The organism is Caulobacter segnis ATCC 21756, assembly GCF_000092285.1.
GTDB classification, from domain to species: Bacteria; Pseudomonadota; Alphaproteobacteria; order Caulobacterales; family Caulobacteraceae; genus Caulobacter; species Caulobacter segnis.
The window spans coordinates 1637185-1654991 of sequence record NC_014100.1; the positions used below are offsets into that span (position 1 = coordinate 1637185).

The 17807-nt window shown below is 67.6% G+C and carries 14 protein-coding genes; 9 read left to right on the plus strand and 5 right to left on the minus strand.

Annotated elements, in window-relative coordinates; all coding sequences use genetic code 11:
• Positions 1 to 11: 11 nt before the first annotated feature.
• Positions 12 to 425: a DUF1761 domain-containing protein gene (locus tag CSEG_RS07730; protein ID WP_013078687.1), complete on the minus strand. Its 414-nt coding sequence runs from the start codon at positions 423 to 425 to the stop codon at positions 12 to 14.
• A gap of 160 nt (positions 426 to 585) precedes the next feature.
• Here CSEG_RS07730 and metG point away from each other — a divergent pair, with 160 nt between their 5' ends.
• On the plus strand, positions 586 to 2295 hold the full coding sequence (metG, locus tag CSEG_RS07735) for a methionine--tRNA ligase (RefSeq protein WP_013078688.1): 1710 nt from the start codon (positions 586 to 588) through the stop codon (positions 2293 to 2295).
• Positions 2296 to 3498 carry an MFS transporter gene (locus CSEG_RS07740; protein WP_013078689.1) on the plus strand — a complete coding sequence of 401 codons (1203 nt, stop codon included), beginning with the start codon at positions 2296 to 2298 and terminating at the stop codon, positions 3496 to 3498. It abuts the gene before it with no gap.
• Here the strand turns inward: CSEG_RS07740 and cysN are convergent.
• Both cysN and cysD read right to left on the minus strand, forming a co-directional pair.
• Complete coding sequence (gene cysN / locus CSEG_RS07745) at positions 3486 to 5393, minus strand: sulfate adenylyltransferase subunit CysN (RefSeq protein ID WP_013078690.1); 1908 nt, start codon at positions 5391 to 5393, stop codon at positions 3486 to 3488. The genes CSEG_RS07740 and cysN overlap by 13 nt on opposite strands.
• 1 nt (position 5394) lies before the next feature.
• Positions 5395 to 6363: a sulfate adenylyltransferase subunit CysD gene (gene cysD / locus CSEG_RS07750; RefSeq protein ID WP_083778466.1), complete on the minus strand. Its 969-nt coding sequence runs from the start codon at positions 6361 to 6363 to the stop codon at positions 5395 to 5397.
• A 231-nt stretch (positions 6364 to 6594) separates the two neighbouring features.
• Between cysD and CSEG_RS07755 the strand changes: the two genes are divergently transcribed.
• The 3 genes from CSEG_RS07755 (at position 6595) to CSEG_RS07765 (ending at position 10184) form a co-directional block, all read left to right on the plus strand.
• On the plus strand, positions 6595 to 6804 hold the full coding sequence (locus CSEG_RS07755) for a hypothetical protein (RefSeq protein ID WP_013078692.1): 210 nt from the start codon (positions 6595 to 6597) through the stop codon (positions 6802 to 6804).
• Between the two features lie 155 nt (positions 6805 to 6959).
• Positions 6960 to 9608, plus strand: a complete 2649-nt coding sequence (locus CSEG_RS07760; protein WP_013078693.1) for a coiled-coil domain-containing protein — start codon at positions 6960 to 6962, stop codon at positions 9606 to 9608.
• A gap of 15 nt (positions 9609 to 9623) precedes the next feature.
• On the plus strand, positions 9624 to 10184 hold the full coding sequence (locus tag CSEG_RS07765; RefSeq protein WP_013078694.1) for a sugar transferase: 561 nt from the start codon (positions 9624 to 9626) through the stop codon (positions 10182 to 10184).
• Here CSEG_RS07765 and CSEG_RS07770 read toward each other — a convergent pair.
• Positions 10181 to 11629, minus strand: coding sequence for a mannitol dehydrogenase family protein (locus tag CSEG_RS07770; protein ID WP_013078695.1), 1449 nt, complete (start codon positions 11627 to 11629; stop codon positions 10181 to 10183). The two genes, CSEG_RS07765 and CSEG_RS07770, sit on opposite strands and share 4 nt — an antisense overlap.
• A gap of 82 nt (positions 11630 to 11711) precedes the next feature.
• The gene (locus CSEG_RS07775) at positions 11712 to 13220 is read right to left on the minus strand and encodes a UxaA family hydrolase (RefSeq protein WP_013078696.1); all 1509 of its coding nucleotides are present in this window, start codon (positions 13218 to 13220) and stop codon (positions 11712 to 11714) included.
• Between the two features lie 158 nt (positions 13221 to 13378).
• On the opposite strand from CSEG_RS07775, the gene CSEG_RS07780 reads away from it, so the two are divergent.
• The 4 genes from CSEG_RS07780 (at position 13379) to kduD (ending at position 17794) form a co-directional block, all read left to right on the plus strand.
• Positions 13379 to 14452 carry a LacI family DNA-binding transcriptional regulator gene (locus tag CSEG_RS07780; protein ID WP_013078697.1) on the plus strand — a complete coding sequence of 358 codons (1074 nt, stop codon included), beginning with the start codon at positions 13379 to 13381 and terminating at the stop codon, positions 14450 to 14452.
• A 108-nt stretch (positions 14453 to 14560) separates the two neighbouring features.
• Complete coding sequence (gene uxaC / locus CSEG_RS07785; RefSeq protein ID WP_013078698.1) at positions 14561 to 16024, plus strand: glucuronate isomerase; 1464 nt, start codon at positions 14561 to 14563, stop codon at positions 16022 to 16024.
• Positions 16025 to 16048: 24 nt separating this feature from the next.
• On the plus strand, positions 16049 to 16888 hold the full coding sequence (gene kduI / locus CSEG_RS07790; protein ID WP_013078699.1) for a 5-dehydro-4-deoxy-D-glucuronate isomerase: 840 nt from the start codon (positions 16049 to 16051) through the stop codon (positions 16886 to 16888).
• 150 nt (positions 16889 to 17038) lie between these two features.
• The gene (gene kduD, locus CSEG_RS07795; RefSeq protein WP_013078700.1) at positions 17039 to 17794 is read left to right on the plus strand and encodes a 2-dehydro-3-deoxy-D-gluconate 5-dehydrogenase KduD; all 756 of its coding nucleotides are present in this window, start codon (positions 17039 to 17041) and stop codon (positions 17792 to 17794) included.
• Positions 17795 to 17807: the final 13 nt, after the last annotated feature.

Here is a 17807-nt window from a genome sequence, read left to right on the forward strand (position 1 = left end):
ACCTGGAGCGCTCACTCGGCCTTCGGCGCGCGTCTTAAGCCGCTCAGCAAGGCGCCGAGCAGCGCGTAGGACACCACTTGATAGCCGCCGTCGATCAGCAGCAGCACGAGAGGCCCAGCCGCGTAGATATAGTTCAGGGCCGAGACCGTCGCGCCGAAGAACAGGCCGATGAAGGCGCCCAGCTTGGCGCCGGCCAGCCAACCGCGAACTTCTAGCCGGCGCATGGCGAGGTCCAGCGCCAGCAGGATCAGCAGCATGTTCACGACGCCCAGGGCCATTCGCCACTCCTGGCCCACGAAGTCGGCCTCGGTCAGGCCCATGGCGTTGGCCCAGGCGACGCTGAACAGGTTTCCATACCAGACGACACCGAAGACTTGCCCCGCGACGAGCGCGGCCACGAGGCCGATCCAATTTACGGATTTCATGGGCTTTCCCCCGAAAGCGGACCTTGCTTGGTCCCTATGAGCAAAGCTGCGCCCGATAACGGCGTTCGGTCAACGGGCGAGAGCTTTCGTTTCGCGCCCGGTCCTTCTATATGCGGACGCTTCTTTGCTTCGTCCGACTTGCCCGAAAGGCCGCGCCCGCATGGCTCGCATCCTGATCACCTCGGCTCTGCCGTACATCAACGGCATCAAGCACCTGGGGAATCTGGCGGGGTCGATGCTGCCGGCCGACGTCTATGCGCGCTTCCAGCGGGCTCGGGGTCACGAGACGCTCTACATCTGCGCCACCGACGAGCACGGCACGCCGGCCGAGCTGGCCGCCGCGGCCGCCAACCAGGACGTCGCCACCTACTGCGCCGAACAGCACGTGCTGCAGCATGATGTTGGGCGGGCCTTTGGGCTGTCCTGGGACCATTTCGGCCGTTCCTCGTCGCCGCAAAATCATCGCCTGACCCAGCACTTCTGCCAGGCCTTGGAAGACCACGGCCTGATCGAGGAGCGGGTCGACCAGATGGTCTATTCGGTCGACGACAAGCGCTTCCTGCCCGACCGCTATGTCGAGGGGACCTGCCCGCACTGCGGTTTCGAGAAGGCGCGCGGCGACCAGTGCGACAACTGCGGCAACCTGCTGGACCCCACCGACCTGATCGATCCGTACTCGGTGATCTCCGGCTCGCGGAACATCGAGGTGCGCGACACCCGCCACCTCTACCTCCTGCAGACCAAGATGGCCGACAAGATCCGCGCCTGGGTCGACAGCCACGCCGACTGGCCGCAGTTGGCGCGCTCGATCGCCTACAAGCACCTGGACGAGGGCCTGATCGACCGGGGCATCACCCGGGATCTCGCCTGGGGCATCCCGGTGGCCAAGGACGGGGCCCCGCGCCCGGGCTTCGAGGACAAGGTGTTCTACGTCTGGTTCGACGCGCCGATCGAATACATCGCCGCGACCCAGGAGTGGGCCGAAGCCTCGCCCGACCGCGACTGGAAGCGCTGGTGGCGCACCGACGCCGGCGCCGAGGACGTCCGCTACGTCCAGTTCATGGGCAAGGACAATGTCGCGTTCCACACCGTCAGCTTCCCGGCGACCATCCTGGGTTCGGAAGAGCCTTGGAAGAGCGTCGACATGCTCAAGGCCTTCAACTGGCTGAACTGGTACGGCGGCAAGTTCTCGACCAGCAACAAGCGCGGCGTCTTCATGGACGCGGCCCTGGACATCCTGCCGCCCGACCTGTGGCGCTGGTACCTGACGGCCAATTCGCCGGAAGGCAGCGACACGGCCTTCACCTGGGAGCAGTTCGCCAGCGCCGTGAACCGCGACCTGGCCGACGTGCTGGGCAACTTCGTCAACCGCATCCTGAAGTTCACCGAGAGCAAGTTCGACGGTGTCGTGCCCGAGGGCGGCCAGCCGGGCCCGTTGGAAGAGAAGCTGTTCGCCGACGTCTCGGCGCGCCTTGCTGACCTGGCCGAACAGATGGACGCTATCGAAATCCGCAAGAGCGCCCAGGCGCTGCGGGCCCTCTGGGTGGTCGGCAACGAGTACCTGCAAGAGGCCGCGCCGTGGACCGCGATCAAGACCGATCGCGACCGCGCCGCGGTCATCGTGCGCACGGCCCTGAACCTCGCGGCCCTCTACGCCAAGATCTCGGCGCCGTTCATCCCGTTCGCGGCCGAGAAGATCAGCGAGGCGTTCGGCCTGGACTTCCCGGCGGCGTGGCCGTCGAACGACGCCGCGGCAGAGCTCTCCAAGCTGGCGGTTGGCCAAGCGATCACGGTCCCCGAGGTCCTCTTCAAGAAGATTGACGACGACCAGATCGCCGAATGGACGGCCCGTTTCGGCGGCGCGGACTAGGTGACCGCGGGGGCGGACAAGCGGGGGGACGGGAAGGGGCTTCCCACCCTCGTTCGCCTCTGCCTGTTCTACGCCTCGCTGTTTCTGGTCTCCGGCGTCAGCCTGCCTTACGCGGGCACGTTCCTGCGCGACCGCGGCATGAGCGGGGGCGCCATCGGCCTGATCCTGGCCGTGCCCCTGCTGCTCAAGCCCTTCACCGGGCCGGCGCTGGCGGTCTGGGCCGACGGTTTCAAGCTGCGGCGTACGCCCATGGTGCTGCTGCTGGTCGGGGCGGGGCTGGGCTATGCGGGCCTGCTGGCCGGCGCGAACCTCTTCTGGCTCATCCTGGCCTGGTTCGTCGGTCAGACCCTGATGTCCACCGTCTCGCCCTTGATCGACGTGATCACGCTGAGGCGGGCTCGGATCGAGGGGTTCAACTACGGCCTGGCGCGCGGCACGGGGTCCAGCGCCTTCATCGCCGCCAACCTGGCCATGGGGGCGATCCTGACCTTTGCGGCCCCGACAATCATCGCCTCCTGGATCGTCGCGACTTGCTTCGTCGGCGCGTTGGCGGCCGCTTGGCTGGTGCCGCCCGAGCGGGTCCACGCCGACGGGGTCAAGCCCGGCCGAGCCGAGCGCTGGAGGGGGCTCGGCGACCTGATGCGCAACCGGACCTTCGTGCTGGCGGTGGTCACGGCCGGACTGATCCAGGGCGCGCACGCGTTCTACTACGGCTTCTCGGCCATCCTCTGGCGTAAGCAGGGCATCCCAGAGCCGATGATTGGCGTCCTGTGGGGCGTCGGCGTCGCCGTCGAGGTCGGTTTCATGTTCTTCCTCGAGCCCCTGCGCCGACGCTGGGGTCCCGAGCGGTTCCTGATCCTCGGCGCTCTGGCGGCGGTGATCCGCTGGACCGCCTACGCCTTCGAGCCGCCGCTGTGGGCGCTGTTTCCGCTGCAGGGACTGCACGCCCTGACCTTCGCCGCGTCCTTCCTGGCGTCGCTTCGCCTGATCGAGAAGCTGGCGCCGCCGTCCGCGGCCTCGCCGGCCCAGGCGATCAACTCGGCGCTGTCGTCGGGCTTCACGCTGGGCATCGCGACGCTGGCGGCAGGGCCGCTGTTCGACGCGCTGGGACCGCTTGGCTATCTGGCGACAGCCGGCATGGCTGGGCTAGGACTGATCGGCGCGATCGTCCTTGCCCGGCAGTCCCGCCATCAGATCGTATAGTCGATCTCGCGACCCTCCAGCCACGCCACGATACGCTCCGCCGCCTCGATCGGGTCGATCGCCGTCGTATCGATCCGAAGCTCGGGGTTTTCAGGAGCCTCGTAGGGACTGTCGACGCCGGTGAAGTTCTTCAGCTGGCCCGAGCGGGCCTTCTTGTAGAGACCCTTGACGTCCCGCGCCTCGGCCACGGCCAGCGGCGTGTCGATGAAGACCTCGATGAACTCGCCGGGCTGCAGGATGTCGCGCGCCAACTGGCGCTCGGCCCGGAACGGCGAGATGAAGGCGGTCAGCACGATCAGGCCGGCGTCGACCATCAGCTTGGCGACCTCGGCCACCCGGCGGATGTTCTCGACCCGATCCTCTTCCGTGAAGCCGAGGTCCTTGTTGAGGCCGTGGCGGACATTGTCGCCGTCCAGCAGGTAGGTGTGGCGGCCCAGGGCGTGCAGACGCTTTTCGACGAGGTTGGCGATGGTCGACTTGCCCGCGCCCGACAGGCCCGTCAGCCAGACGACCTGGCCGCGCTGGCTTTTCAACGCCGCCCGCGAGGCCTTGCTGACGTCGGTGTGCTGCCAGTGGATGTTGTCGGCTCGCCGCAGGGCGAAGTTGATCATCCCCGCGCCGACGGTGCGGTTCGACAAGCGGTCGATCAGGATGAAACCGCCCATCTGACGGTTGTCGGCATAGCGCTCGAACGGGATCGCCTGGTCGAGCGAGAGATTGCAGACCCCAATCTCGTTCAGCTCCAGCCGCTTGGCGGCCGTGTGCTCCAGCGTGTTGACGTTCACCCGGTGCTTGATGTCGGTGACGCTGGCCCCGACGGTCCGGGCGCCGATCTTCAGCAGATAGGTGCGGCCTGGGGGGAGGGGCTCGTCGTCCATCCAGACGAGGGTCGCCTCGAACTGGTTGGCGACCGGGGCGGGGGCGTCGGCGGCGGCGATCACATCGCCGCGCGAGACGTCGATCTCGTCCTCCAGCGTCAGGGTGACCGATTGGCCCGCCACGGCCTGGTCGAGGTCGCCCGGCAGGGTGACGATCCGCGCCACGCGGCTCTCGCGGCCGGAGGGCAGGGCGCGGATGCGGTCGCCCGGCTTGATGGTCCCCGAGGCGATCAGGCCCGAGAACCCTCGGAAGTCGAGGTTCGGGCGGTTCACCCACTGGACCGGCATGCGGAAAGGCCCCGCCTGCAGGTCGTCCTCCACCTCCACCCCTTCCAGCCAGTCCATCAGGATCGGGCCTTCAAACCAGGGCGTGGCCTCGCTGCGCGTGGCGATGTTGTCGCCGCCCAGGCCCGAGATCGGGATGGGGGTGAAGACGGTCAGGCCGATCTGCTCGGCGAAGGCGCGGTAGTCGGCGACGATGGCGTCGAACACATCCTGGTCCCAGCCGACCAGATCCATCTTGTTCACCGCCAACACCACGTGGCGGATGCCAAGCAAGCTGACGAGATAGCTGTGGCGGCGGGTCTGGGTCAGCACGCCTTTGCGCGCGTCGATCAGGATCACGGCCGCGTCGGCGGTCGAGGCTCCAGTGACCATGTTGCGCGTATACTGCTCGTGGCCGGGGGTGTCGGCGACGATGAACTTGCGCTTCTCGGTCGAGAAGAAGCGGTAGGCGACGTCGATGGTGATGCCTTGCTCGCGCTCGGCGGCCAGGCCGTCGACCAGCAGGGCGAAGTCGATCGCGCCGCCTTGGGTGCCGACCTTCTTGCTGTCGGCTTCGAGGGCCGCCAGCTGGTCCTCGAAGATCATCTTGCTGTCGTACAGCAGGCGGCCGATCAAGGTGGACTTGCCGTCGTCGACGCTGCCGCAGGTGATGAAGCGCAGCAGCGACTTGTGCTGGTGCTGATGCAGATAGGCCTCGATGTCCTCGGCGATCAGGGCGGACTGGTGGGCCATCTCAGAAATACCCTTCCTGCTTCTTCTTCTCCATCGAGGCGGACTGGTCGTGGTCGATGACCCGGCCCTGGCGCTCGCTGGTGGTGGTCAGCAGCATTTCCTGGATGACCTGGGGCAGGGTGGCCGCGGTGCTCTCGACCGCGCCGGTCAGCGGGTAGCAGCCCAGGGTGCGGAAGCGGACGCTCTTCATCTGCGGAACTTCGCCGTCGCGCAGGCGGAAGCGCGCGTCGTCGACCATGATCAGTGCGCCGTCGCGCTCGACCACCGGCCGTTCGGCCGCGAAGTACAGCGGCACGATCGGAATGTTCTCCAAGTGGATGTACTGCCAGACGTCCAGCTCGGTCCAATTGGAGATCGGGAAGACGCGGAGGCTTTCACCCGGATGTTTGCGGGTGTTGTAGAGATTCCAGAGCTCGGGGCGCTGGTTCTTGGGGTCCCACCGGTGTTCGGCCGAGCGGAACGAGAACACGCGCTCCTTGGCCCGGCTCTTTTCCTCATCGCGGCGGGCGCCGCCGAACGCCGCGTCGAAGCCGTATTTCGACAGGGCCTGCTTGAGACCCTCGGTCTTCCAGAGGTCGGTGTGCAGCGCGCTGCCATGGTCGAACGGATTGATCCCCCGCGCCTCGGCGTCCGGGTTCTTTTGGACGATCAGGTCGAAGCCGAGCTCCGAGGCGACCCGGTCGCGCAGGGCGTACATGTCCCGGAACTTCCAGGTCGTGTCGACGTGCAGCAACGGGAAAGGCGGCTTGCTGGGATAGAAGGCCTTGGCGGCCAGATGCAGCATCACCGCGCTGTCCTTGCCGATCGAGTACAGCATGACCGGGCGCTCGCACTCGGCCGCCACCTCGCGCAGGATATGGATGCTCTCGGCCTCCAGGCGTTGGAGGTGCGTCAGGCGGGCCGGCGAGATCTGCATCGTCGTCATCGGTTCCGGCGGAAGCGCGGCGGGTGCGAATTCGGTAAGGGCCAAGGCGAAGTTCCGCAAAGGGAAAATGTCCGGCGCCCTCCTAGTCGAGAAAGACGCCGAATTTACGCTGCGACCTATGCTTCGGCGACGCGGCGGGCAACCGCCGGAAATCTGAGGGCGCTGTCAGTTGGCTTGGCGCCACACGCCGACAGCTTCGGCTTTCATGACCAAAGTTTCACTCGCGCCGCGCGCGTGTTTCTCGCATAACGGCGCTATCGGTTCGTGGGGCGGGCTATGGCCTTCTTGGCGGAAATCCTGGCGGTGGCGGTCGTTTGGCTGTCTTCTTTCGCGCTATGCCAGTTTGGCGTGGCGACGGAGACGCGCGCCCACAAGGCCAATCATGCGCATGCCGTAAAGACCGTCGCGCGTTCGCCGCGTGCGGACGCCGCCAAGCCGCAACCCGTCTCGGCCGCTACGCCGGCTGTCGCTCCCAAGGCCGCCTAGGGCCGCGATCAGGCGTCGCACCTGTGCGAACGCAACCAAAGCCGCTTTTCGTCAAGGCTTTTCACCGTTAGGTTCATCCGACACGCGAAGGAGGGGCCGGCGCGCGAAGGCTGTCTCAGCGCCCCCCGCCCGACGCCCTGGGACTCCGGCTGTGTATGAAGCCTAAGAAGCGACAACCGTTCGATTTCTCCGCGACGCCGACGGCTCCTTCCGTGGAGGAAGGCAGTGTCGCGCCTGAGCTTCCCGAATCGACGTCGTTCTCGGATCCGGCGATCGAGCCGCCTTCGGCCGAGCCTTTGACGTTGAATGACGATCTGGACGTGCCGCCGCCGACCACGGTGCGCTCGCGGCGCCGGCGGGAACCCGAGCCCGAACCGCCGAAGAGCTTCGCCGAGCCGGAGCTGAAGACTGAAATATCGCTGTCCCAGCCGCTCGCGCCGATCGTCGAAGCCGAACGCGCCGCGCCCGCCAAGGCGGACAAGCGTGACGCCTCGCTGGATCTGCGCTCGCCCGCCGCGCCGGCGCCGGTGACCTTGGAATCCGATGATTCTCCGCGTCGCATGTCCGGGGCGCTATTCTGGACGCTGGCCTCGGCGATCGCCGCGCTTTGGGCGCTGGCCCCGATCGCGTTCGCCTTCGGCTATGCCCGTGGCGTTCCGGCCTTCCAGGTCGAGGGCTTCGCCTTCACCGTGTTCGCCAGCCTGGCCATCGGCCCCGCGCTGTTGACCTTGCTGGGCGCCTATATGCTGCGGCAGGCGACCGGGATCTCAGACGAACTGCGCCGGACACGGGCGATGACCGACCGCATCATGACGCCCGCCGCCCTGGCCGCCGTCGGCGCGTCCACCGCCGTGGACGCCATGCGCCAGGGAGTTGATGAGGCCGCCGCGGCGGCGGATCGCGCCCGTGAGCACATCATCTCGCTGCGCGAGGCGCTCGCCGAAGAGACCGCGCGTCTGGCTGAGGCCGCCGCCGAGTCGGCGCGCATGGCCAATCAGCTGGCCCAGGGTCTGGGCCACGAACGCACCGCCATGGAGACCCTGTCGCAGTCGCTGGACGCCCGTTCCACGGCGGTGGTCGATGCGATCGGCAGCCAGGCGCGGATGGTGGCGGAAGCTTCCGACCTCGCGGAAACCCAGCTGCGCGAGGCCGAGGCCGCTCTGGCTGCTCGCGCCGCCGACCTCGCCGCCGCTGCGGCGGAAGCCTCCGACGCCGCGCGTGTTGGGGCTGAAGACCTCTCACGTCAGGTCGCGCGTCTCGAGTCGGCCGGTCTCGGCGTCAGCGATCAGGTCGCGGCGGTCGAGAAGACACTCGCGGCGCAGCGCGCGGCGTTGCTCGAGGTCAGCCAGGCTCTGCGTTCCGAGCAGGAGGATTTCGCCGCCGAGGCCGAGACCCGCACCGCCCAGCTCACCGAGTTCGTCGCCTACACCCGGGTGGGCGCCACGGAGCTGTCCGATCAGGCGGCCATGGGCGCTGAAATCCTGCGCGGCTTGATCAGCACGGCCGCCGACCAGTTCCGCGAGATGGCCGACGCCGCCAAGGCGCGGCAGGATGTTCTGGCTGAAGACACCAAGAAGACCCTCGAGACGATCGGCGACGTCGCCGAGAACCAGCGGACGCTGCTCGAGGAAGAACTCAGGGCGGCGATGGAAGCGATGGCTGACGCCGCGCTCAAGGCCGCCCAGGGCGTCGAGGCCCGCGTCGAGGCTGCTCGCAGCCGCGTCGATCAGTTGAACGAAATCGCGTTCGCCGCCGGCCAGAAGGCTGACGCGGTGTTCGAGTCCCGCATGGAGGAGGCGCGCGACATCATCGAGCACTCCGCCCAGATGGTCGAACAGGCCGGCGCCCGCACCTCGCAGAAGCTTGCCGACTCGGTGCAGGCCGCGCGCGGGACGCTGGACGAATTGGAGGCGATGCTGTCGGAGATCGGCAAGCGCACCGCCGAACTGCCTTCCGAAGCCTTGCTGAAGGCGGCGGAGGTCCGCATGTCGATCGAGCAGGGCGTCGAGCAGCTGATGAACGCCGTGCGGCGCACGGCCGACGAGACCGCGGCGATCGACCAGGCGTTCCAGGAGCGCGTGCGTCGCAACTACGAAATGCTCAGCGAAGCGGCCGGCGCCGTCACCGCGGCGGGCGTGTCCACCGTCGCCGCCCGAGCAGCGTCGTCATCGGCCTCCAAGGCGCGCGCCGCCGCTCCTCCGCCGCCACCCGCGAAGGCGTCGCCGCCTCAGCCGCTGCCGATGGCGGAGTTCGACGACGAGGGCGATGCGCCCGGCGACCGTCGCCGGCTGCGCCTGACGCCAACCGCGACCGACGAAGAGTTCCGCTCGGTGTTCGAGCAGGCCAACAGCCGCAAGTCCGCGCCGCCAGCCGGTGAAGGCGAAGGGCAGGGCGGCTGGAGCTGGCGGAACCTGCTCTCCGGGATCGAGAACAGCTCGCCGGGCGACGCCGCCCTGGGCGAGAAGCTCGCCGCCGAAATCACGGCCATGGGCATTGACCCGCACGCGCTCTTACCGCGCCCACGCATCGACGAGATCGCCGCCGCTCTACAGACCGGCGACGCCGCCGGCGCTCGCGAGGTGGTCAAGCGCCTGGCGCCCGCCGCCATTCGCCGTCTGGTCCGTCGCCTGTTTTCGGACACCGCGCTCAAGGGCAACGCCGAGCGTTTCCTCAAGCGTTACGCCGGGATGGTCGACGAGGCCGCGGGGCAGGACCGCGAGGGCTTCCTGATGGCGGCGCTGCTGTCGTCGGACGCTGGCAGGGCCTATCTGCTGCTCGACGCCGCCAGCGGCGACCTGGGCTAGTTTCGGAAGCTCGATTTGAAGCGCGCCTTTGACCTGCTCGCGGCGGCGGTCGGCCTGATCGTGCTGGCCGCGCCGATGCTTGTTCTGTGGCTGCTGGTGCGGATCACCTCGCCCGGGCCGGGGCTCTATTGGTCGCAGCGGGTGGGGAAGGGCTCGATTCTCTTTCCGATGCCCAAGTTCCGCACCATGCGGATCGATACGCCGGAGGTGGCCACGCACCTGCTGGACGATCCCGACCGCTGGCTGACGCCGATCGGGCCCACTATGCGCAAGCTGAGTCTGGATGAGCTGCCCCAGCTCTGGAGCGTTTTGGTCGGGCATATGAGCCTGGTCGGGCCGCGCCCAGCGCTGTTCAATCAGGACGACCTGATCGCCGCGCGCAAGGCGGCCGGCGTCGATGTCCTGCGTCCTGGCGTGACGGGCTGGGCGCAGATCAACGGCCGCGACGAGTTGGCCATTCCGGACAAGGTCGCCCTGGACGCGGAATATCTGCGCCGTCGCTCGTTGCTGTTCGACCTGAAGATCCTGGTCAGCACCGTCGTTCCGGTGCTGACCGCCAAGGGCGTGACCCGCTAGGCGAGGTCGGCGTAGGCCTTCTCGAGCGCGGCGACGAAAGTCGGATTACCCGCCAGGGCCGCCGGGAAGACGGTGTCCAGCGCCAGGAAGGCCGCGACGTCGGTCTTGGCCTCGCCGGTCGCCGAGACGCCCAGAGCCGACAGCTTCTCGGCCAGGGGATCAGTGATCGCTTCGCCGGCCTTGGCGCGCAAAGCGATGAACCGCATCCAGGCCGCCAGCGGGATCGCGAGGCGGTCGATCGAGCGGCCGGCTTCCAGCGTCTCCGTCAGCGTGCCGAGGATGCGGAAAGGCAGCTTCTGCGAGCCGTCCCAGGCGATCTGCGACAGGTAGTGGCGGATCTCGGGATTGCGGAAGCGGGCCAGGATGGCCTCGGCGTATTGCGCCAGGTCGAGGCCGCGCGGCGCGGTCAGGGTCGGGATGATGTCTTGCGTCATCAGTTCGCGGGCCAGCGACTCCAGGGCCGGATCGCTGACCGCCTCGAACACCGTCTCGTGGCCGCGCAGGATGCCGGCATAGGCGAGCGTGGAATGCACGCCATTCAGAAGGCGCAGCTTGGCGCGTTCGAAGCCGCGCACGTCGTCGGTCAGGATGACGCCGACGCTCGCGAGGTCCGGCGCGTCCGAAGGCAGCACGTCTTCGACGACCCACTGAGTGAAGGCTTCGCGCTGGATCGGCCATGCGTCTTCCAGGCCGGTGGCGGCCAGGACGCGGGCCCGCAGGGCGTCGTCCGTCGCCGGCGTGATGCTGTCGACCATGGTGCGCGGGAAGCTGCCTTCGCGCTCGATCCAGGCGGCGAGATCGGCGTCCAGCTTGGCGGCGAAGGCGACGACGGCCGCCTTCAGGCGCCAGCCGTTGTCGGCGAGGTTGTCGCAAGCGACCACGGCGTAGGGCGCCAAGCCCGCCGCGTGCCGACGGCGCAGACCCTCGACGATGTAGCCAACGGCGCTCTGGGGCTCACGCGGATGAGCCAGGTCGTGGACGATGTCGGGGTGGTTCTCGTCGAGACCGCCCTCGGCCGACAGGGTGTAGCCCTTTTCGGTCACGGTGAGGGTGACCATGCGCGTTGTCGGCGCGGCGAGGCGAGCGAAGACCGACGGCGGATCTTCCGGGGCGACCAGGACCTCCTGGATAGAGCCCACGACGCGGAAGGTCGTGTCGGCGTCTAGCTGCGCCAAGGTGTAGAGGCCGTCCTGCGGCTCCAACGCGTCGCGGACGCCGGGGCTTTTCAGCGAGACCGCGCAAATGCCCCAGCGCGGATCGGACGCCAGCAGCTGGTCGAAATAGAAGGCCTGGTGGGCGCGGTGGAAGGCGCCGGGACCGAAGTGGACGACGCCAATCTGGACCTTGTCGCGATCATAGGCGGGCAGGGCGACGCCCGGGATCGCGCCGGGATAGCTGGTCGCGCTCAGACGCAGGGCGGGGGTGGTGTCGGAGGAAGCCGTCAAGGGAGAGCGCCTAACTACGGATGAGAGTTTCAGGTCGTCTAAATGCTGGAGTCTGACGAGGCTGGCAATTGGCCTGACCAATTTAAAGCGTCACGCCGGACTTCCAGATCGCGATTTCGCGTTCGCCGTTCAGTTCCGCCTTGGTGGCCTTGCCCGAGGCCGTCTCGACGACCAGGTCCATCAACGCATCGGCGGCGTCGTCCATGGAGACGCCCGTCAGCACCTGACCGGCGTCGAAGTCGATCCAGCCGGGCTTTCGCTGGGCGAGGTCCGAGTTGGAGGCGATCTTCAAGGTCGGCGCTGGGAAACCGAGCGGCGTGCCGCGTCCCGTCGTGAACAGGATCACCGTCGCGCCGGCGGCCGTGAGAGCGGTGGAAGACACCGCGTCGTTGCCGGGCGCTTCCAGTAGGGTCAGCCCGTGCGGACCGACGCGCTCGCCATAGCGAAGCACCTCGACCAGCGGCGCGCGGCCGCCCTTCTGCACCGCGCCGAGGGACTTCTCCTCCAGCGTCGTGATGCCGCCGGCGATGTTGCCGTGCGAGGGGTTCTCGTAGATCGGCTGGTTGTTGTCGATGAAGTAGCGCTTGAAGTCGTCGATCACGCACACCGCTTGGTCGAAGACCTCCCGGCTGGCGGCGCGCGCCAGCAGCACTCCCTCGGCGCCGAACACCTCGGGAATCTCCGTCAGCACGGGCGTGCCCCCGGCGTCGGCCACCTTGTCGGCGATGCGGCCGACCAGCGGATTGGCGGTGACGCCGGAGAAACCATCCGAGCCGCCGCACTTGAGGCCCACGACCAGTTCGGACACCGGGATCGGCTCGCGGCGGTCGCGCTCGACGATCTCGACCAAGGCTTCGACAGCGGCGAGGCCATCTTCCAGCTCGTCCTCGACCATCTGGGTGGTGAAGCTGCGCAGGCGTTCGCGGTCGATCTCCGGCGCGCTCTCCAGCAGCGCCTTCAACTGGTTGTTCTCGCAGCCCAGCCCCAGCAGCAGGACGCCGCCGGCGTTGGGGTGGCTGGCTAGGGCGGCGATCAGCTTGCGGGTGTGGGCGAGGTCGTCGCCCAGCTGCGAGCATCCGAACGGATGCGGGAAGGCGAAGACCCCGTCGACCCGGCCGGCGAAGCGCTGGTTGGCCTTTTCGGCGATGCGGCGTGCGGTGTTGGCCACGCACCCGACGGTGCACAGCACCCAGATTTCGTTGCGCGTTCCAGCCCGGCCGTTCTTGCGGCGATACCCCTGGAAGGCGCGCGGCGCGACCTCCCGCCGAGGCTCGGGCTCCGCCGGGGTCCAAACGAACGCCTCGACGCCTTCCAACCGTGTGGCGACGTTATGGATATGGACATGATCGCCTGGGGCGATGTCGGTCAGCGCCCGACCAATTGGCCAGCCATACTTCAGCACGGACTCGCCGGCCTTGGCGGCGCGGATGGCGATCTTGTGGCCCTTGGGGATGTCCGCCCGCGCGACGACCGTCTTTCCGTGCAGGCTCAGCGCCTCGCCGCCGGCGATGTCGCGAAGGGTCGTGGCGACATGGTCTCGTGGGTCGACCGGGTGGATCGATTCGCGTTGCGGCTGGAGCGTGTCGGTCATCTTGAAGTGTCGCCGTCGGGGCAGGCATCGCCAAAAGAAAAGTTCAGTGACATGGTAACCGGTGTCAGATTGGCGGCAAGCAGACGTTTCGTCGTAGGTGGCGATCCCTGCTTCCCTAGAGTATGACAAAAGAAAACAAACAAGCCCTTGGAAACGCCGTGACCGCTTCGAATACGCCCTCCTCGAACCCGGACGATAGTGAGACCGGTGTCGAAGGCGGCCGCCGCCGCGCTACGATCAACGACATCGCGCGACTGGCTGGGGTCTCGAAGAAGACCGTCTCGCGCGTCATCAACCAGTCTCCCTTCGTGCGCGACGAGACGCGCGAACGGATCGAGGCGGTGATCGCCGAGTGGGGCTACGCGCCGGACCCGCAGGCCCGGGGCCTGGCGTTCCGCCGGTCGTTCCTGATCGGCATGATCTACGACAACCCCAACCCGCAGTACGTCGTGAACATGCAGCTCGGCTTGCTGGACGGCCTGCGCGGTTCCGGCTTCGAGCTGGTCGTGCACCCCTGCGATCGCTCCAGCCCGACCTTCCTGGCCGACATCCGCGCCTTCGTGGAGCGGCAGAAGCTGTTTGGCGTGGTGCTGCCGCCGTCGGTGTCCGAAGACGACCGCGTGGCCAAGCTGCTTAACGAGATCGGCTGCTCGTACATCCGCATCGCCTCGGTCGAGCTGGACAAACCTGAGCACATGATCGTCGGTCACGACCGGCTGGGCGGCGCTCAGGCCGCGCGACACATCCTGTCCCTGGGGCACAGAAGGATCGCCTTCATTTCCGGTCCCGCCACCTTCCGATCGTCGCACGAGCGGCGAGGGGGCTTCGAAGACGCCCTGGCCGAGGCTGGCCTGAAGCTTTCGGACGAGGACATCGTCCAGGGGGGATATACCTTCGAATCCGGCGTGGCCTGCGGCGACGTTCTTCTGGCGCGCAGTCCGCGTCCGACCGCGATCTTCTGCGGCAATGACGAGATGGCCGCGGGCGTGCTGCAGTCGGCGCGCAAGGCCGGGCTGTCGGTGCCGGGGGATGTGACCGTCGTGGGCTTCGACGACTTCCAGATCGCCCAGGCCGTGTGGCCGCCCCTGACCACGGTGCGCACGCCCACGCGGGAGATTGGCCGGATGGCCGCCGAGAAGCTGCTGGGCGTCGAGCGCCCGGAGCCGCGCGACCTCACCACGACCGAACCGAGCTTGGTGGTGCGTGAGTCCTCGGGCCCGGTTCCGGCTTAAGCGCTTGGCGCCGCCCGCGGCTTGCATAGGAACATGACACCGGTTACCAAGCGGGCCGAAGCGGCTCATCGCGAAGTCGCCGGTCAGACAGGGAGCAGACCTTAAGCCATGCCCAGGCCTCTGAATTTCCATGATGACCGGCTGTTTCCGGCCGACCCTACCACGCGGTCCTACGCCCGCGGCCTGTACGGCCTGGTCAAGGACCTGCCGATCATCAGCCCGCACGGCCACACCGACCCCAGCTGGTTCGCGACCAACGCACCGTTCCAGGACGCGACCGACCTGCTGCTGGCGCCGGACCACTATCTGTTCCGCATGCTCTACAGCCAGGGGATCAGCCTTGACGCCTTGAAGGTACGGTCCAAGGCCGGCGTCCCCGACACCGATCCGCGCGAGGCCTGGCGGGTGTTCGCCAGCAACTTCCACCTGTTCCGCGGCACGCCCTCGTGGGTGTGGCTGAACCACGTGTTCAGCCAGGTCTTTGGCTTCACCGAGTTCCTCGAAGCCTCGAACTCGGACGCGTATTACGACCTGATCACCGAGGCTCTGGCGACCGACGCCTATCGCCCGCGGGCCCTGTTCGATCGTTTCAACATCGAGACCCTGGCCACGACCGAGGGGCCGCACGAGAGCCTCGATCACCACAAGGCGATCCGCGAGAGCGGGTGGGGCGGCCACGTCATCACGGCCTATCGTCCCGACGCGGTCATCGACTTCGAGGATGAGCGTAGCCCGCGCGCCTTCGAACGCTTCGCCGAGGTGTCCGGCAAGGACGTCTACAGCTGGAAGTCCTATCTCGAGGCGCACCGTCTGCGCCGTCAGGCCTTCATCGAGGCCGGCGCGACCTCGTCCGACCACGGCCACCCGACGGCGGCCACCGCCGACCTCAGCGACGTCGAGGCCGAGTCCCTGTTCGCCGATCTGGTGAAGGGCAATGTGACGCGGCAGAAGGCCGAGCTGTTCCGCGCCCAGATGCTGACCGAGATGGCCAAGATGAGCCTTGAGGACGGGCTCGTGATGCAGATCCATCCCGGCTCGCACCGCAACCACAATGTCGGCCTGCTGAACTCGCACGGTCGCGATAAGGGCGCCGACATCCCGATGCGCACCGAGTACGTGGATGCGCTGAAGCCGCTGCTGACTCGCCTGGGCAACGATCCGCGCCTGTCGATCATCCTGTTCACGCTGGACGAGACGACCTACAGCCGCGAGCTGGCCCCGCTGGCCGGCCACTATCCGGTGCTGAAGCTGGGCCCGTCCTGGTGGTTCCACGACAGCCCGGAAGGCATGATGCGCTTCCGCGAGCAGGTCACCGAGACCGCCGGCTTCTACAACACGGTCGGCTTCAACGACGACACCCGCGCCTTCCTGTCGATTCCGGCCCGCCACGACGTGGCCCGCCGCGTCGACAGCGCGTTCCTGGGCCGCATGGTCGCCGAGCACCGCATGGACCTCGTCGAGGCCGAGGAGCTGATCGTCGATCTGACGTACAACCTGCCTAAGAAGGCCTACAAGCTGGACCAGCGTCCGGACTGGGCTCGCCCCGCCGCGCTGCGCGCCGCCGCCGAATAAGAACACCCTTCCGGAGACTTCCTGATGTTCGCCAAGACCTACCACGCCACCCATCCGGACATGATGTTCGCGGTCAGCAACGACGACCTGCGCGACCGCTACCTGATGCAGGACCTGTTCCAGGACGGCCAGATCGTCCTGACCTACAACCACGCCGAACGCTTCGTCGTCGGCGGCGTCGTGGCCACCAGCTCGATCAAGCTTCCCGACCAGACCGAGCCCGCCTCGGCCGCCGGCCACCCCTTCCTGGAGCGCCGCGAGCTGGGCGTGATCAATGTCGGCGAGACCACCGGCAAGATCACCGTCGACGGCGTCGCCTACGAGATCGTTCCGCGTGACGGCCTGTACGTGACCATGGGCGCCAAGGACGTCACCTTCGAAGGCGTCGACGGCGCCGCGCGCTTCTACCTGGTCAGCCTGCCGGCCCACGCCGCGTTCGAGACCAAGAAGCTGGCCTTCGCCGACGCCATCCCGCTGGAGCGCGGCGCGCTGGAGACCTCCAACGAGCGCACGATCTACCAGTACATCGTGCCGACCACCTGCAAGTCGGCCCAGCTGCTGCTGGGCATGACGGTGCTGAAGCCGGGCAGCGTCTGGAACACCATGCCGCCCCACCTGCACGACCGTCGCTCGGAAGCCTATTTCTACTTCGGCCTGGGTGAGAACGACCGGGTCTTCCACTACATGGGCGAGCCGGACGAGATGCGTCACATCGTGATCGCCAACGAGGAAGCCGTGATGAGCCCGCCGTGGTCGATCCACATGGGCTCGGGCACCGCCAACTACACCTTCATCTGGGCGATGGGCGGCGAGAACCTCGACTACACCGACATGAACGTGCTGGACATCTGCCAGCTGAAGTAGGGGTTTCGGCCACCGTGCTCCGGTGTCATCCCGGCCGGAGCGTAGCGTAGAGCCGGGACCCAGGGGCGGTCGCCTTGCCGCCGGCCCCTGGGTCCCGGATCGACCTTTCAGGTCGTCCGGGATGACAGCTAATTTGAACAGGAACTCGACATGGCCAATCCGTTCAGCCTCGAAGGCAAGGTCGCGCTCGTCACCGGCGCCAACACCGGGATCGGGCAGGGGATCGCCATCGCCCTGGCCGCCGCCGGCGCGGACATCGCCGCCGCGGGCCGCAGCGAACCGACCGAGACGCAAGCCGCCGTCGAGGCGCTGGGCCGCAAGTTCCTGTCGATCAAGGCCGACTTCGGCTCGACCGAGCCTGTGCAGCGCGTCGTCGACGAGACCGTCGCCACCTTTGGCAAGGTCGACATCCTCGTCAATAACGCCGGCATCATCCGTCGCGCGGACTCGATCGAGTTCAGCGAGGCCGACTGGGACGCGGTGATGGACACCAACCTGAAGGTCGTCTTCTTCCTGACCCAGGCCTTCGCCAAGCAGGCCCTGAAGCGGGGGGGCGGCAAGGTCATCAATATCGCCTCGCTGCTGTCGTTCCAGGGCGGCATCCGTGTGCCCTCGTACACGGCCGCCAAGTCGGGTCTGGCCGGTCTGACCAAGATCCTCGCCAACGAGTGGGCGACCAAGGGGATCAACGTCAACGCCATCGCGCCGGGCTATTTCGACACCAATAACACCGAGGCCCTGCGCGCCGACCAGGACCGCAACGCCGCCATCCTGGCGCGCATTCCGGCTGGTCGCTGGGGCCGTCCGGAGGACATCGGCGGCGCCGCCGTGTTCCTCGCCTCGTCGGCTTCGGACTACGTCCAGGGGATTACTCTGCCCGTGGACGGCGGCTGGCTGGCCCGCTGACGAAATAAAAACA